Annotated in this window: 16 protein-coding genes and 1 tRNA gene; 11 read left to right on the top strand and 6 right to left on the bottom strand. The window is 65.3% G+C overall.

Annotated features, from left to right (window positions below; translation table 11 throughout):
* The 5 genes from ACWIQA_RS02555 to ACWIQA_RS02575 form a co-directional block, all read right to left on the bottom strand.
* On the bottom strand, positions 1–386 hold a 386-nt coding region (locus tag ACWIQA_RS02555; RefSeq protein ID WP_448581499.1), incomplete at its 3' end, for a phosphoribosylformylglycinamidine synthase subunit PurQ.
* Positions 383–613 (bottom strand): phosphoribosylformylglycinamidine synthase subunit PurS, encoded by a 231-nt coding sequence (gene purS / locus ACWIQA_RS02560; protein ID WP_448581500.1) that lies wholly within the window; start codon positions 611–613, stop codon positions 383–385. The genes purS and ACWIQA_RS02555, both read right to left, overlap by 4 nt.
* Before the next feature lie 32 nt (positions 614–645).
* Positions 646–1,464 (bottom strand): alpha/beta hydrolase, encoded by an 819-nt coding sequence (locus ACWIQA_RS02565; protein WP_448581501.1) that lies wholly within the window; start codon positions 1,462–1,464, stop codon positions 646–648.
* A 92-nt stretch (positions 1,465–1,556) separates the two neighbouring features.
* Positions 1,557–2,339, bottom strand: a complete 783-nt coding sequence (gene purC / locus ACWIQA_RS02570) for a phosphoribosylaminoimidazolesuccinocarboxamide synthase (protein ID WP_448581502.1) — start codon at positions 2,337–2,339, stop codon at positions 1,557–1,559.
* A gap of 84 nt (positions 2,340–2,423) precedes the next feature.
* Positions 2,424–3,041 carry a hypothetical protein gene (locus tag ACWIQA_RS02575; RefSeq protein WP_448581503.1) on the bottom strand — a complete coding sequence of 206 codons (618 nt, stop codon included), beginning with the start codon at positions 3,039–3,041 and terminating at the stop codon, positions 2,424–2,426.
* A 94-nt stretch (positions 3,042–3,135) separates the two neighbouring features.
* Here ACWIQA_RS02575 and ispH point away from each other — a divergent pair, with 94 nt between their 5' ends.
* The 7 genes from ispH (at position 3,136) to ACWIQA_RS02610 (ending at position 7,906) form a co-directional block, all read left to right on the top strand.
* Positions 3,136–4,071, top strand: a complete 936-nt coding sequence (ispH, locus tag ACWIQA_RS02580) for a 4-hydroxy-3-methylbut-2-enyl diphosphate reductase (RefSeq protein WP_448581504.1) — start codon at positions 3,136–3,138, stop codon at positions 4,069–4,071.
* 27 nt (positions 4,072–4,098) lie between these two features.
* Complete coding sequence (gene thrB, locus ACWIQA_RS02585; RefSeq protein WP_448581505.1) at positions 4,099–5,040, top strand: homoserine kinase; 942 nt, start codon at positions 4,099–4,101, stop codon at positions 5,038–5,040.
* Complete coding sequence (gene rnhA, locus ACWIQA_RS02590; RefSeq protein WP_448581506.1) at positions 5,033–5,497, top strand: ribonuclease HI; 465 nt, start codon at positions 5,033–5,035, stop codon at positions 5,495–5,497. Before thrB ends, rnhA begins: the two co-directional genes overlap by 8 nt.
* Positions 5,497–6,453, top strand: a complete 957-nt coding sequence (locus tag ACWIQA_RS02595) for a DUF808 domain-containing protein (RefSeq protein WP_448581507.1) — start codon at positions 5,497–5,499, stop codon at positions 6,451–6,453. The genes rnhA and ACWIQA_RS02595 overlap by 1 nt, the downstream gene beginning before the upstream one ends.
* Before the next feature lie 60 nt (positions 6,454–6,513).
* Positions 6,514–7,527 (top strand): NADP-dependent oxidoreductase, encoded by a 1,014-nt coding sequence (locus ACWIQA_RS02600; protein ID WP_448581508.1) that lies wholly within the window; start codon positions 6,514–6,516, stop codon positions 7,525–7,527.
* A 96-nt stretch (positions 7,528–7,623) separates the two neighbouring features.
* Positions 7,624–7,700: transfer RNA gene (locus ACWIQA_RS02605), tRNA-His, on the top strand.
* A 50-nt stretch (positions 7,701–7,750) separates the two neighbouring features.
* Positions 7,751–7,906, top strand: a complete 156-nt coding sequence (locus ACWIQA_RS02610; RefSeq protein WP_448581509.1) for a hypothetical protein — start codon at positions 7,751–7,753, stop codon at positions 7,904–7,906.
* A 5-nt stretch (positions 7,907–7,911) separates the two neighbouring features.
* On the opposite strand, the gene ACWIQA_RS02615 is transcribed toward ACWIQA_RS02610, so the two are convergent.
* On the bottom strand, positions 7,912–8,628 hold the full coding sequence (locus ACWIQA_RS02615; RefSeq protein WP_448581510.1) for a S24 family peptidase: 717 nt from the start codon (positions 8,626–8,628) through the stop codon (positions 7,912–7,914).
* A 175-nt stretch (positions 8,629–8,803) separates the two neighbouring features.
* Here ACWIQA_RS02615 and ACWIQA_RS02620 point away from each other — a divergent pair, with 175 nt between their 5' ends.
* From ACWIQA_RS02620 to ACWIQA_RS02635, 4 genes are all read left to right on the top strand, one after another.
* On the top strand, positions 8,804–9,067 hold the full coding sequence (locus ACWIQA_RS02620) for a hypothetical protein (RefSeq protein ID WP_448581511.1): 264 nt from the start codon (positions 8,804–8,806) through the stop codon (positions 9,065–9,067).
* Entirely contained in the window at positions 9,064–9,444 is a 381-nt protein-coding gene (locus ACWIQA_RS02625; protein WP_448581512.1) for a hypothetical protein, read from the top strand. Before ACWIQA_RS02620 ends, ACWIQA_RS02625 begins: the two co-directional genes overlap by 4 nt.
* Before the next feature lie 97 nt (positions 9,445–9,541).
* Positions 9,542–10,636 carry an efflux RND transporter periplasmic adaptor subunit gene (locus tag ACWIQA_RS02630; protein ID WP_448581513.1) on the top strand — a complete coding sequence of 365 codons (1,095 nt, stop codon included), beginning with the start codon at positions 9,542–9,544 and terminating at the stop codon, positions 10,634–10,636.
* The gene (locus tag ACWIQA_RS02635; protein WP_448581514.1) at positions 10,633–13,725 is read left to right on the top strand and encodes an efflux RND transporter permease subunit; all 3,093 of its coding nucleotides are present in this window, start codon (positions 10,633–10,635) and stop codon (positions 13,723–13,725) included. The genes ACWIQA_RS02630 and ACWIQA_RS02635 overlap by 4 nt, the downstream gene beginning before the upstream one ends.
* Positions 13,726–13,863: the final 138 nt, after the last annotated feature.

The raw sequence follows: 13,863 nt of genomic DNA on the forward strand, positions 1-13,863 counted from the left end.
CGGGTGAAGGGGCTGTCCGCGCTGACGACTTCGAGCCTCGCGTCGCGGCAGAGGAAGTCGAGCCCGGCGTTGCGCATGAGGGCGCCCGGCAGAAGCCCGGCCTCGGTCAGCACCTGGAAGCCGTTGCAGATTCCGAGCACCAGACCCCCCTTGTGGGCATGGCTGGCAACCGCGCGCATCACCGGCGCCCGCGCAGCAATGGCGCCGGAGCGGAGATAGTCGCCATGGGAGAAGCCGCCGGGAAGCGCGACGAGATCGAGGCCGGTGGGCAGGTCGGCATCTGCATGCCACAGCGCGACCGGCTTGACGCCTGTCACCAGTTCAAGCGCGACCATGAGGTCGCGGTCGCAATTGGAGCCGGGGAAGACGACAACTCCCGCCTTCATGCCATCTCCACCCGGAAATTCTCGATGACCGTATTGGCGAGCAGCTTTCGGCCCATCTCTTCGACCGTTTCCACGGGCGTGCCCTCGGCGAGCTCGAGCTCGATGACCTTTCCCACCCGGACATCGGTGACGCCGGAAAAACCGAGCCCTTCGAGCGCATGGAGGATGGCACGGCCCTGCGGGTCGAGCACGCCAGGCTTCAGGGAAACAGTGACACGAGCCTTCATGATCTCCGCTTAGGGCAGCAGGGTGCGGCTGGCTAGCGGGTGAAGGCTTCGAGTGCTGCGGCGACGATCTCGAAGGCGCGGGTGCCCGGCGCGATCACCTCGAAGTGGCCGGCGTTGGGTACGACGAAGATTTCTGCCTGGTCGCCGGCACGCCGGGCCCGCTGGGCATAGGCCAGGCCAAGCGCCGGATAGGCGATGTCGTCATAGATCCCATGGACCAGCGTCATCCGCACACCTGTGGGCAGAAGATCAACTGGTGAAGTCTCAGCAAACGGCTCTTTCGCTGCCGGGTTGGCAAGCGATTCGGCGGGGTCGATTCCACACACGTCGCGGATGCGGGCGGCTTGCCCTTGGAGGTCGAGGAGGCCGCCGGCCGAGACGACCCCCCGGGGCCGGAGGGGGGCAGAGGCTGCGAGCACGCTGTCTTTGGCAAGGCGGTGGCGCCCGGCGGCCCACATGGCAAGGTGGGCACCTGCCGAATGGCCGTAGAAGGCGATGCGGCCTCGATCGATGCCGCGCTCGGCCGCCTGGGTGGCAAGAAGATCGATGGCAGCAGCAACATCCGCGAACGTGCCGGGGAATCCGCCGCCTTCCTCGTCGATTCGGCGGTAGCCAACTGACCAGACGGCGAAGCCCTTCTGGGCCAGCGCCCCGGCGGCCGGGCGGACCAGTTCGCGCCCCGCGACCTTGGCGCGCCAGCAGCCGCCATGGACGATCACGACAGCCGGCATCAGCCCATCGGGCCGGGTGCGGGGCAGGAACAGCTCAACCACCTGTGAGTCCGCTTCACCATAGCGGATGATCTCGGCCGGCTTCGGCTGGGGAAGCGCGGCAAGGCTGCGCACCGTCATCGGCTGTGGCAGTGCCGCAGGCGGCAGCTGCGCGCATGTTGGCCCCGCGAGCAGGAATGCCAGCAAGGCGCTGGCCAACCGGCGCGCCATCCTCAGCGCTGCTCGCGGGCCTTCCGCGCTTCGCCGAGGTCGAGCACGGCAGTCTCCTGGCCTTCGGGCAGCAGGCCGAGGCGCCGGGCCACTTCCTGATAGGCTTCGACCTCGCCGCCGAGATCGCGGCGGAAACGATCCTTGTCCATCTTCTCGTTGGTCTTCATGTCCCACAGCCGACAGCCATCGGGGCTGATCTCATCAGCGAGGATGACGCGGGAATAGTCATCCTCCCACAGCCGCCCGAACTCGAGCTTGAAGTCCACCAAGCGGATTCCGATCCCGGCGAACAGGCCAGCCAAGAAATCGTTGATGCGGATGGCCATGTCCTGCATGTCGGCGAGCTCGTCCTGCCCTGCCCAGCCAAAGCAGGCGATATGTTCCTCGGTCACCATCGGGTCGCCGAGCGCATCGTCATTCAGATAATATTCGAGGATGGTGCGCGGCAGCGGCGTGCCCTCCTCGATCCCCAGCCGCTTGGCGAGCGAGCCGGCAGCAACGTTGCGGACCACCACTTCAAGCGGGATGATCTCGACTTGGCGCACCAGCTGCTCGCGCATGTTGAGGCGCCGGATGAAATGGTGCGGCACGCCGATGGTGCCAAGAAGCGTGAAGAGATGCTCGGAAATCCGGTTATTGAGCACACCCTTGCCGGAGATGGTGCCCTTCTTCTGGGCGTTGAAGGCGGTCGCATCGTCCTTGAAATACTGGATGATCGTGCCCGGCTCTGGACCCTCATAGAGGATCTTGGCCTTGCCTTCATAAATCTGGCGTCGGCGCGACATGGCATGGTTCCCGTGCATGGAGGAATGCTCTGGCATAGCCCGTTCCCCGCTTCGGCACAACGACAGGGCGCAGGCGGCTGCCGCTCAGCGGGCGACGTTGTAGGCGAGGCTGGCGTCGTCAAGCTGGAAGCCGAGCAGCACTTCGAAGCTGGTTGCGCGAATGGCGGCGCGCACCACCGGATCCGACATCGGGTCGACGAGCGCATCCGGGTCGGTCGGCTTGCGCTCACGGCTGAGCCGAGCGACGACTTCCGGCGGCGGGGTGACAACAGCGCGGGCAAGCTCGCTGCGCGCAGCACCAGTGCCGCGGCCCCGAAGCGCGCCTTGCGGGAAGCTGACCCGGACTGCGGTTGCCTGCTTGGCAACCAGCACATTGCCGCCCTGTACCAAGCTTACAAACAGTGGCAGGACGACATCGCGCGCAGGAAGCGCAGGATCGGCGGAGGCACGCCGCACGGCCGTTACTTCGAAGCGGATGTCGGTTGCGACTCGGGCATCTGTGGGTGTGCAGACACTTTCGATGTTTACGATTTGGGCAACGAAATCGATTGCGTCAGCGTTCCGGCTCTCCGGGGGGTCAAACCGCGTCAGCTGCCCGACATGATAGGGGATCGCAACCGCCGGGCAGGGCGAGCGTGTGACCCTGAGCGGGTTCTTCTGGCACGCGGCCAGTACCAGCAGCAGGAGGAGGGCAACCCGCAATTTTTGTCTCCCAATCATGCGCTATCGCAAAGCCCGCGCGAAACCGGACCATCCGCATCTTTGTTTTCGCAGCTGGAAGGTCTATGGCAGTCCCATGGCCAGTCTCAAAGTCCTTGTCGCTGCCCCGCGCGGGTTCTGCGCTGGTGTCGACCGCGCAATCCACATCGTCGAGCTTGCGCTCGAACGCTATGGCGTCCCCGTCTATGTCCGTCACGAGATCGTGCACAACAAGCATGTGGTCGACAGCCTCAGGGCCAAGGGCGCCATCTTCGTCAAGGAGCTCGACGAAGTGCCGGATGGCGCGACCGTCATCTTCTCTGCCCATGGCGTGCCAAAGACCATACCAGCGCGTGCAACCGAGCGCGGCCTTGGCTGGCTCGATGCCACATGCCCGCTTGTCTCCAAGGTGCACCGGCAGGCGGAGCGGATGGTGCAAGCTGGGCGCCATATCCTGTTTGTCGGCCACGCCGGCCACCCCGAAGTCATCGGCACCTTCGGCCAGGTGCCAGACGGCGTCATGACACTGGTCGAAACGGTCGAGGACGCGGAGACCGTGTCACCGCCTGATCCGTCCAATCTCGGGTTCCTCACGCAGACGACCCTTTCGGTCGACGATACGGCCGAAATTGTCTCCGTCCTGCGCCGCCGCTTTCCCGATATCGTTGGTCCGCGCGGAGAGGACATCTGTTATGCCACCTCAAACCGCCAGGCCGCCGTCAAGGCGATTGCCGCCGATTGTGACCTCATGCTGGTGATCGGCGCGGAGTATAGCTCCAATTCGCAGCGGCTGCGCGAGGTTGCCGAACGCGAAGGCGCGCGCGCCCATCTCATCCAGACCGCCGCTGCCATCGACTGGGAATGGTTCCAGGGGGTGCAAACGGTTGGACTGACGGCTGGCGCCTCGGCGCCGGAGATCCTGGTGCAGGAGGTGCTCGATGCCATGCGCCAGCGCTTCGAGCTCACGATCCAGGAAGTCACCACAGCTGTCGAGGAAGTGACCTTCAAACTCCCGCGCGAACTCGCCGCCTGAGGCGGGAGCCCGGCCGGGCAGCGGGCGATGGCAGTCTATACCGAAGTTCCAGCAGAAGAGCTCGCCCGCTTTGTCGCCCGCTATGGCGTTGGCACTCTTGTCATGGCCAAAGGCATTGCCGAAGGCGTCTCCAACTCCAACTATCTCCTCGAGACGACAGGCGGGCGGTTCATCCTGACCCTCTATGAGCGGCGCATCGAGGCAAGCGAGCTGCCCTGGTTCTTGGGGCTGATGACGCATCTTGCTGATGCCGGCCTGCCAGTGCCGCGCCCAATGCCCGACCAGGATGGCAGGGTGCTGCAGCGGCTCTGCGGGCGGGACGCTGCGCTCATCACCTGGCTGCCCGGGGTCTCGGTGACCGAGCCGACACTCGCCCAGTGCCGGGCTGCGGGAGAGGCGCTGGCGCAGCTTCATCTGGCCGGTGCCGGCTATCCGCCGACACGCCCCAACCAGCTTGGCCTTCCCTTTGCTCGGGATGCTGCGGCAGCTCTTGGGTATCGGCTCGATGTGCTCGAGCCGGGCCTTTTCGCCTTGGTCCAATCGGCGCTCGCCCGGCTCGACGGCGGCTGGCCCGAGGCGCTGCCGCGCGGCATCATCCATGCCGACCTTTTTCCCGACAATGTGCTGTTCCTCGGCGACTGCATTTCGGGCCTCATCGATTTCTATTTCGCAGCCGAAGATTGGTTCGCCTATGATCTTGCCGTTTTGCGGGTTGCCTGGAGCTTCACAGCCGACGGTGCCCGTTTCCTCGGAGACCGCGACGCCGCGCTCCGGATCGGCTACGAGTCGGTCCGGCTGCTTGCGGAAGCGGAGGTGGCGGCACTCCCCCTGCTAAGCGAGCTGGCCTGCCTGCGCTTTCTCTTGACGCGCGCGCTTGACCATTTCGAGGAGTCCGCTGGCGCGCTCGTCCAGCGCAAGGACCCCTTGGCCTTTGCCCGCCGCTTGCGGCATATCCGCTGCCATGGCTGAGTTGGCCCTGCCGCGGGTGGACATCGCGACCGACGGGGCCTGCCGGGGCAACCCTGGGCCGGGAGGATGGGCGGCGATCCTCGTTGCCGGAAGCCGCGAGAAGATTCTTACCGGGCACGCGCCGTCGACCACCAACAACCGCATGGAACTGACGGCTGCGCTCGAAGCGCTGCGTGCGCTGACCAAGCCGGCAGACGTCAGGCTGGAGACTGATAGCCGCTATCTGGTCGAAGGCATGACCCGCTGGCTTCCCGCCTGGCAGCGCAACGGCTGGCGGACTGCGGACCGCAAGCCCGTTGCCAACATCGACTTGTGGCAGGCGCTCGCCGAGGCGGCGGCACCGCACCGCATTCGCTGGGAGTGGGTGCGCGGCCATGCCGGCCATCCCTTGAACGAGCGCGCCGACGCCCTTGCCAATGCCGCGATCGACTGCCTGCTGTCCGGGGAGGCGGCCTGATGGCCTCCGGCCTGTTCGCGCTCCTCGACGATGTCGCAACCCTTGCCAAGTTGGCAGCCGCCTCCCTCGACGATGTCGCAGCCGCCTCAGCACGGGCCACAACCAAGGCGGCCGGTGTCGTCATTGACGATGCCGCTGTCACGCCGCGCTATGTGACGGGTTTCTCGCCCGATCGTGAACTGCCCCTCATCTGGCGCATCGCCAAGGGCTCGCTCCGGAACAAGCTCTTGCTCCTGATGCCAGGCTTTCTCCTGCTGGCGGCCATCCTGCCGCAGGCGCTCACTCCGCTCCTCATGTTGGGCGGCGCCTTCCTGTGCTACGAGGCCGCCGAGAAGCTGCTGGAGAAGCTGGGCTTCGGCCACCATGGAACAGATTGCGGACGGCCGACGGCGATCGACCGGGCAGCGCAGGAGAAGGCGATGGTGGCCGGGGCAGTCAGAACCGATCTCATCCTGTCGGCTGAAATCCTGGCCATTGCCCTTGGCCAGCTCGACCAAGTGTCGTTTGCAACCAAGGCAACGAGCCTTGCCGTCGTAAGCCTTGTCGTGACCGCCGGTGTCTATGGTTTTGTGGCGCTCCTCGTGAAGATGGATGATGCGGGGCTGCGGCTGGCTGCGACCGGCCATCCAACCGGGCGGAGCCTTGGCCGGCTGCTGGTCCGGGGGATGCCGGCGGTGCTGGCATTCCTTTCCGTGCTCGGCATTGCCGCGATGGCATGGGTTGGCGGCGGTATTGTCGTCCACGGGCTCGAAGGCGCCGGCCCGCTCGCCGTCCTTCCCCATCTCCAACATCATCTTGCACATAAAGCAGAAACGCTCGCACCTTTGGCACCTGCCGTGTTCTCCTGGCTTGCCAGTGCAGCGCTTGCCGGGCTTGTCGGTCTCGCGCTCGGCGGCTTCATCCTGCTCATCCTTGGCGCTGCCACGCGGCTCCGCAGCGGCCTGGCGCCATCCTGAACAGTTGCGTGCGGCTTGCGCCCTTGCGCTGGCAGCTGGCGCAATGCAGGAGGAGAGGGGATGGGAGAGAAGGAGATGCAAGCGCGCGAAATCCGCCTTGTCAGGCACCCCGTCGGACTTCCCTCGGAGGCCGATTTCGAGCTTGCGACCGTGACACTTGGCGCCCCTGGACCTGGCGAAGTCCTGGTTCGCAACCGCTTCCTGTCGGTCGATCCCTATATGCGCGGCCGGATGGTGGACCGGGCGAGCTATGTGCCGCCGTTCGCGCTCGGCAAGGCGCTCGAGGGCGGAGCGGTCGGCGAGGTGGTGGAAAGCGGTGATCCCGGCTTTGCGCCTGGGGACATGGTGCTCTCGATGTGGGGCTGGCGTGAGGCCTTCATCATGCCGGCTCAAACGCTCACTCGCCTCACCATTCCCGAAGGCATTCCGCCTCAAGCCTTCCTTGGTGTGCTGGGGATGCCAGGGCTGACTGCCTGGGCCGGCCTTCTTGAGATCGGCCAGCCCAAGGCGGGCGAGACCCTGTTCGTCTCCGGCGGGGCGGGTGCCGTCGGCTCGGTCGTTGCCCAGATCGGGAAGATCAAGGGCTGCCATGTCGTGGCCACCGCCGGGAGCGACGCCAAGTGCCAGTGGCTGCGCGCGGCCGGCGTGGATGCAGCCATCAACTACCGGACGTGCGGCAACCTGCGCGATGCAGTGCGTGGCGCCGCCCCGCGCGGGATCGACATCTATTTCGACAATGTGGGGGGCGAGCAGCTCGAAGTCGCAATCGAGCTTGCGAACCCCTTCGCACGCTTGGTCGAATGCGGCATGATCGCAGCCTATAATGCAACCGAGCCTCCCCCGGGCCCCCGCAATATCCTGATGCTTATCGGCAAGTCACTGAAGATGCAGGGGTTCATCGTCACCCAATTCCAGCATTTGCAGCCCCAGTTCCTGGCTGACATGACGGGCTGGATCGCTGAGGGCCGGATCCGGTTTGAGGAGACGATCGTGGACGGCCTCGCAGCCGCACCTCTGGCGTTCATCGGCCTCTTCACTGGCGCCAACACGGGCAAGATGCTCATCCGGCTCTAGCACTCGCGCTTTCGGCGCTCCTGAGGAGGCCTGTCCTTGACGCCGTCGGGGGACTGACGCATGGGCGTGCCAATAAAGCGCCTTCCACCGGCCGCGGCGATCGTAGCTCAACTGGTCAGAGCACTGGTTTGTGGTACCAGGGGTTGCGGGTTCGAGTCCCGTCGATCGCCCCAGCAGGTTGCGGCCGCCGGGATAGCAGCAAGCGTAAGGGTTTGGGTGCAGCATGGCTGAACGTGGCTTTGGTGTCCTGCTGCCTCTCGGCCTTCTTGCTGGAGTCGCTGCTGGCCTTGCTCTCGGTGAGCCCTCCGCCGGCGCCGTGATCGGCCTTGGCTCCGGTGGCCTTGCCGCACTTGTCCTTGCCTGGCAGGCAAGGCGCTAGCTGCATCAGGGGAGCTTGCGGCCAATCCAGACCACCCGGCCAAGCACTTTCAGGGCTTCCGGATCGCAATCCGTAAAGCTTGCATAGGCCGGATTGTCCGGAAGCAGAGAGGGTCGCCCAGTCACCGGGTGGACGCTCACTCGGCGGATGCTGAAGCCACCGTCCATCTCGAAGGTGTAGAGCCCGTCGCGCAACGGCGCGCAATCGTCGAGGTCAACCAGAATTTGGTCTCCCGGGAGAAGGCTGGGGCTCATGGAGTCGCCTTCGACCAGAAGGGCCGAGAGCGCCCCCAACCGGCCCGAGCCAACCTGGCGCGCAAAGCCAGTCTCAAAGGCGAGCGCGTCGCGCCCCGATGCCGGAGCGGTACTGCGATGCGCTGTCAGATAGGGAATGAGGACATAGTCCTTGAGCGTTGCCGTTTCGCCAGCACCAGTTGGGCGAACCTCGGCAGCGGCAGAAAGAAGGACGCGACGGCTCTGGGAGTCCCGGGCCTGATCCGCCCCCTGCGGCTGCGAAGGTCCCCCAAGTTCCGCCTCATCAACACCAAAATGTGCAGCAAGCAGCCGGCGGTCCCGTTCTCCGAGATGCCGGGGAACACCGCGCTTGATGAATTGCTGGATATAGGCCGGATTGCGACCAAGCAGTCGGGATACGGCGAGATAGTCGGTTCCCCGCGCGCGGATGAGCTCATCCAGTCGACGGCGAATCTCGTCTCCCGTCACGCGCCGGGACCTCCTCTCCTGATCCGCGCCGGCAAGCGTCTAACATCATTTTTCCCCTAGACTAGTAGGAAAATGCCTATCACACTCTGCCTATCGATTCGGGATGGTGCGGAGGGCCAAGGTCGCATGGGCCATCCCGGAACGGCATGGGGTCGACATGTGGAGTGCCCGGACCATGTCGTTGCTGAGCCTCATCGAAGCCTGTCTCAAAGCCACTCGCTTGCCACCCTCCAGGTTCGGGAGGGATGCAGTTTCTGATCCGCGCATTGTCCATGATCTGCGCCGTGGCCGCCAGCCGGGGCGGCGGATGGAGACGCGGCTTCGTGCCCATGTTGCAGCGCTTCTTGAAGCGCATCGGGCCTCCAAGGGTGGGCCGGAGGGGACGGGGCTTCGCTCGCGGCGGCCGGCCGGGCGGGCGGATTCGGGGTCAGCCCAATGAGGGGGGTCACATCTGCGCCGCAGCGCGCTCTCATTGCGGCAATCCGCCAGACCATCGCTGCGGATCCCTGGTTCGAGGGGTGGGAAGAGCGGGACAATAGAACGCCGGTCCTTGCGATCCTGAGCTTTGATTGCCAGCCTTGGGCGAGCCTCACCTTTGCCGGTGCAAGGCACAGCCTTGCGCTTCGCCTGCACGGGCCGATGGATGCCGTCGAGACGGCGTCAGACCGGCTGGAAGCCCTGCTGGTCGCTGGCGATTTTCCGCTCGCAGGGCATTTTCTCGCTGACTTCGCCATCGGCGAGAAGACAGGCGAAATCCTGCCGGATGGAAGCATGACCCTCTCGATCGAGCTTGAGGCCCTGACCATCGCCGAGTGACGCTGGGCTTCGCCGGCAGGAACTGAGGCGCACTTGGAATCTGCTGGAACCCGTTGCCATGACAGGCTAGCGAGACGGCCTGTCGCTGGGGTTTCCAATGCAGGCACGTCAGGCGCTGGCGGTTCCAGGAGCGGGAAGGGGCGGGCGGTTCCTGCCGGCTGTGCTCCTGCTTTTCGTCGGCGCCTGTGGGGCAGGGGCAGGTGATCCTGCCGTGCAGGCTCCCCGCCAGGCCGAAACCACAGTCCGTCTCTTCGAAGTGGGCAGCACGGCCTCCGCGCCTGTCATCCGGGCTGCAGGGACGGTTCGCATCCGCCGGGAAACGCCCCTCGCCTTCTGGACAGCCGGCATTATTGCCCGGCTTGACCCGCGCGAAGGAGACCAGGTGCGAGCGGGAATGTTGCTTGCTGCACTCGACACCCGCACCATCGATGCCGAAGTTGCTGCCGCCCGCGCGGACCTCGCCCGGGCCCGGGCCGAGCGTGACCGCCAGCGCAAGCTGTTTGCGCAGGGATGGGTCGCAAAGGCCAGAGTCGACACTGCCGAGGCCGCAGCAGGTGCCGCAGCAGCTGCGCTCGAGCGCGCCCTTTTCGCCCAGAAGAACAGCCGGATCGTGGCGCCTGCCGACGGGATCATCCTTGCCCGCCGGGCCGAGCCCGGCCAGACCGTAGCAGCAGGTGACCCCGTGCTCGTGCTCGGGGAAGCTCGCAGCGGCCATGTGATACGGGTGCCGCTTGCGGCGGAAGATATCGCTGGCCTCAAGGTTGGAATGCCTGTTGGCGTCGATTTTCCCTCGAATGTGGCCCCCGCCATGTCTGGCCGGGTCATCGAAATCGCGGGCCGGGCCGACGAGCGGACTGGAACCTTCCAGCTTGAAGTCGCGCTCCCTCCGGATCCTGCGCTCCGGTCCGGCCTCATTGGCCAGGTTGCGATTGCCCGCCCGCAGGCTGCCAGTGCGTCTGGACCCTTTCTGGTGCCGGCGACTGCGCTTTTTGCAGCGCGCGCTGGTGAAGCCTTCGTCTGGCGGCTTGATCCTGAAAGCAGCAGCGTCAAGGCCGTGTTGGTTCGCATCGGCGACGTGGGGCCTGGCGGTGTTGTTGTCGAAAGCGGCCTTGCGGCAGGGGACCGGATCGTCCGCACTGGGGTTGACCGGCTGAGCGAAGGGGCGCGAGTCAAGGTCGCAGGTCCGGCTTGAACCGCCTCATCGCCTTTGCCGTTGAGCGCTGGCAAGTGACGCTCGTTGCCTTTGCGCTTCTGGCAGCGCTTGGGATCCAGGCTTTTCTCACCATCCCCCGTTCGGTTGATCCGCATTTCAAGGTGCCAGTGGTCTCGATTGTCGTGATCCAGCCCGGCGCGGACGCCTCGGACATGGAGCAGGCCGTCACCAAGCCAATCGAGGATGTTCTCTCCGGCCTCGACAATGTGCGCGAGATCCTGTCGCGTTCATCCGAAGGCCAGGCGGTCATCAATGCCGAGTTCGACTGGGACAGCGATCCGGACCGAAATTTTGACGAAGCCGTGCGGGAAGTGAATGCCATTCGCTCCGCACTCCCGGCGGGCATCCGCAACGTCGAGTTTCGCCGCTTCCGTACCACCGAGGCAGTCGTTGCCCAGTATGCCATCGTCTCCGAGACGGCCTCGGACCGGCGCATGGAGAAGATCGGCAAGGATGTGCGCGAGGCATTCCAGCGTGTGCCAGGAGTCCGCAATGCGAGCGTCTGGGGGCTGGCGCCACCGGAAGTGCGCGTGACAGTCGACCTCGGGCGCTTGCGGGAATTGGGCATTCCGCTGACGGCAGTCACCGACGCCCTTTCGATCGGCGGCGCGGACCTTCCCTCCGGCGCTGTGCGTTCGGGCGAGCAGCGGTTCAATGTGAAGGCCGGCGGGGCCTTCCGTTCGCTTGCCGAAGTGGCAGCTGTGCCGGTCCGTGCCGAAGGTGGCCGTGCCGTGACCATAGGGGATGTTGCGGAAGTTGCTTGGGCTGCAGGCGAGCGCAGCCATGTGACTCGCCTCAATGGGGAACGCGCCATCTGGGTCACCGCCACCCAGAAAGACAATGTGAATGTGCTCGAGGTCGAGCAAGGCCTTGCAGACGCAGCCGAGGCCTATCGCGCCCAGCTTCCGCCCGATGTCCGGCTGCTGCGCGCGTTTGACCAGAGTCAGGACGTGCGCGCCAAGCTTGGAATCCTCGCCCGGGACTTCTCAATCGCGCTGTTGCTCGTCCTCGTGACCTTGCTGCCACTGGGGCCTCGCGCCTCGTTCATCGTCATGATGTCGATCCCGTTGAGCCTTGCCGTTGGCGTCTTGGTCGTCTCGCTGCTCGGCTACACCTTGAACCAGATCGTCATCACCGGCTTCATCGTGGCACTCGGCCTCCTCGTGGACGACTCGATCGTCGTCGTTGAGAACATCGCTAGGCACTTGCGCATGGGCTACAGCCGGGCCGCAGCAGCGCTTGCCGGCACGCAGCAGATCGCGGTTGCCGTCATCGGCTCGACTGCCGTCCTCATCTTCGCTTTCCTGCCGCTGACCGCGCTCCCTGAGGGCGCCGGCAAGTTCACCCGCGGTCTTCCCGTCGCTGTCATTGCAACGGTCGCAGCCTCCCTCCTCGTTTCGCTGACCATCATCCCGTTCCTTGCCTCGCGCATCCTTGCCCGCGATTCCGACCCTGAGGGCAATGCCGTGCTGCGCGCGGTTGAGGGGGGTATCCACCGTTTCTACCGGCCCCTCCTGCATCGTGCGCTCGCATGGCCCAGGGCCACGCTTGCAGCTGCCATGACCCTTTGCCTTGCGGCCTTCGGCCTTGTGCCGCTGATAGGAACCAGCCTGTTCCCGCCAGCAGATGCACCCTATTTCCTTGTCGAAATCGAGGCAGCCGAGGGTGCGGACACGATGCAGACGCTGCGTGCGGCCGAATATGTCGACCGTCTGCTCGCTGCCGAGCCGGTCGTCACCAACCGGATGCTGAATGCTGGTCGTGGCAATCCGCAGATCTTCTACAATGTCCGCGAAGTCGAGCAGCGCTCGTCGATTGGCGTGGTGGCTGCCACGCTTGAGCGCTGGGACCCGCAGGAGGGGCCGGCTTTGGTCGCCCGCCTGCGCGAAGCATTCGAAACCTACCCCGAAGCCCGGATCTCGATCCGGCCGTTCCAGAACGGCGCGCCAATCAACGCGCCCATCGAATGGTTTGTGACCGGGCCCGATCTCTCGGAACTGAAACGGCTTTCGCTGGAGGTCGAACAGGCCATCCGTGAAACGCCAGGAACACGCGACGTGCGCAATCCCTTCGGCTTTGACCGGATCGACCTCGACCTCGGGCTTGATCCCGATCGGGCTGCACTTCTTGGCGTTTCTCCTGCTGCTGCCCGACGCGTCGCCCGGCTCGCCCTTGCCGGCGAAGTTGCCGGCCGCTTTCGCGACGAGGAGGGGGACAGCTATGATGTTGTCGTCCGCGTTCCGGGTGCAGCAAGCGGCACTGCTGGTGCACTTGTTGCGGTCGACGTGTTGGGTCAAGTCCAGGTGCCAACCCTCAATGGCAGCGCCGTTCCGCTGACAGCAGTCGCAACGCCGCGGTTGACCTCGGGGCCTCCTTCCATCAACCGCTACCAGAAGGAACGCAGTGCCTCCATTACTGCCAATGTCGAACCCGGTGTCCTGACCTCGCGAGTCAATGCTGCAGTTGCTGAGGCACTGCGCCGGATCGACCTGCCAGCCGGCTATCAGATCGTGCCAGGCGGCGAGGCGCGGGCTGCAGCCGAGGGCTTTGGTGGCCTCTATGGGCTTGCCTTGCTTGCGATTTTCGGCGTGTTCGCAGTGCTTGTCATCGAGTTCGGACGATTCCGCGAGACCCTGGTCGTGGCCGGGGTCATTCCGCTTGGCATGTTCGGCGGGCTTATTGCCCTTTATCTTACGGGCAATTCCCTCTCCTATACAGCCGTCATCGGCTTCGTTGCCTTGATCGGCATTGAGATCAAGAATTCGATCCTGCTTGTGGATTTCACCACCCAGTTGCGCGAGGAGGGGGTGGAATTGCGCGAAGCGGTGGAACGCGCTGGCGAAGTCCGCTTCCTGCCAGTGCTGCTCACCTCGGTCACGGCGATCGGAGGCCTCATGCCGCTCGCGCTTTCCGGCATTTCGCTCTATTCGCCGCTCGCCTGGGTCATCATCGGTGGCCTTGTCTCCTCCACCCTGCTCTCCCGGGTAGTCACGCCCGTCATGTATCTCTTGATCGTGCGCGGCCATCCGCCAGCCCCGGCAGGGCAGGCGCCAGCACTTGCCGAATGACCTGCCCACCCCGACGCTGGGCCACCGGTGGGTCGAGCGCGGCGACAGGAGCAGCCGCGACCAGCACCAGCGAAGAGCAGCTTGCGCATCACCTGTGTCACAAGGGGTTCCACAAGAATCCGGTGAGAAGACAACAGC

It is taken from the genome of Thermaurantiacus sp. (assembly GCF_053487655.1).

Bases quoted from the DNA above. Each gene is read 5' to 3' on its own strand.
- ACWIQA_RS02595 (WP_448581507.1), top strand. From the start codon at position 5,497: ATGGCCTCCGGCCTGTTCGCGCTCCTCGACGATGTCGCAACCCTTGCC.
- rnhA (WP_448581506.1), top strand. From the start codon at position 5,033: ATGGCTGAGTTGGCCCTGCCGCGGGTGGACATCGCGACCGACGGGGCC.
- ACWIQA_RS02620 (WP_448581511.1), top strand. From the start codon at position 8,804: ATGTCGTTGCTGAGCCTCATCGAAGCCTGTCTCAAAGCCACTCGCTTG.
- ACWIQA_RS02565 (WP_448581501.1), bottom strand. From the start codon at position 1,464: ATGACGGTGCGCAGCCTTGCCGCGCTTCCCCAGCCGAAGCCGGCCGAG.
- ACWIQA_RS02600 (WP_448581508.1), top strand. From the start codon at position 6,514: ATGGGAGAGAAGGAGATGCAAGCGCGCGAAATCCGCCTTGTCAGGCAC.
- thrB (WP_448581505.1), top strand. From the start codon at position 4,099: ATGGCAGTCTATACCGAAGTTCCAGCAGAAGAGCTCGCCCGCTTTGTC.
- ispH (WP_448581504.1), top strand. From the start codon at position 3,136: ATGGCCAGTCTCAAAGTCCTTGTCGCTGCCCCGCGCGGGTTCTGCGCT.
- ACWIQA_RS02610 (WP_448581509.1), top strand. From the start codon at position 7,751: ATGGCTGAACGTGGCTTTGGTGTCCTGCTGCCTCTCGGCCTTCTTGCT.
- purS (WP_448581500.1), bottom strand. From the start codon at position 613: ATGAAGGCTCGTGTCACTGTTTCCCTGAAGCCTGGCGTGCTCGACCCG.
- purC (WP_448581502.1), bottom strand. From the start codon at position 2,339: ATGTCGCGCCGACGCCAGATTTATGAAGGCAAGGCCAAGATCCTCTAT.
- ACWIQA_RS02630 (WP_448581513.1), top strand. From the start codon at position 9,542: ATGCAGGCACGTCAGGCGCTGGCGGTTCCAGGAGCGGGAAGGGGCGGG.
- ACWIQA_RS02625 (WP_448581512.1), top strand. From the start codon at position 9,064: ATGAGGGGGGTCACATCTGCGCCGCAGCGCGCTCTCATTGCGGCAATC.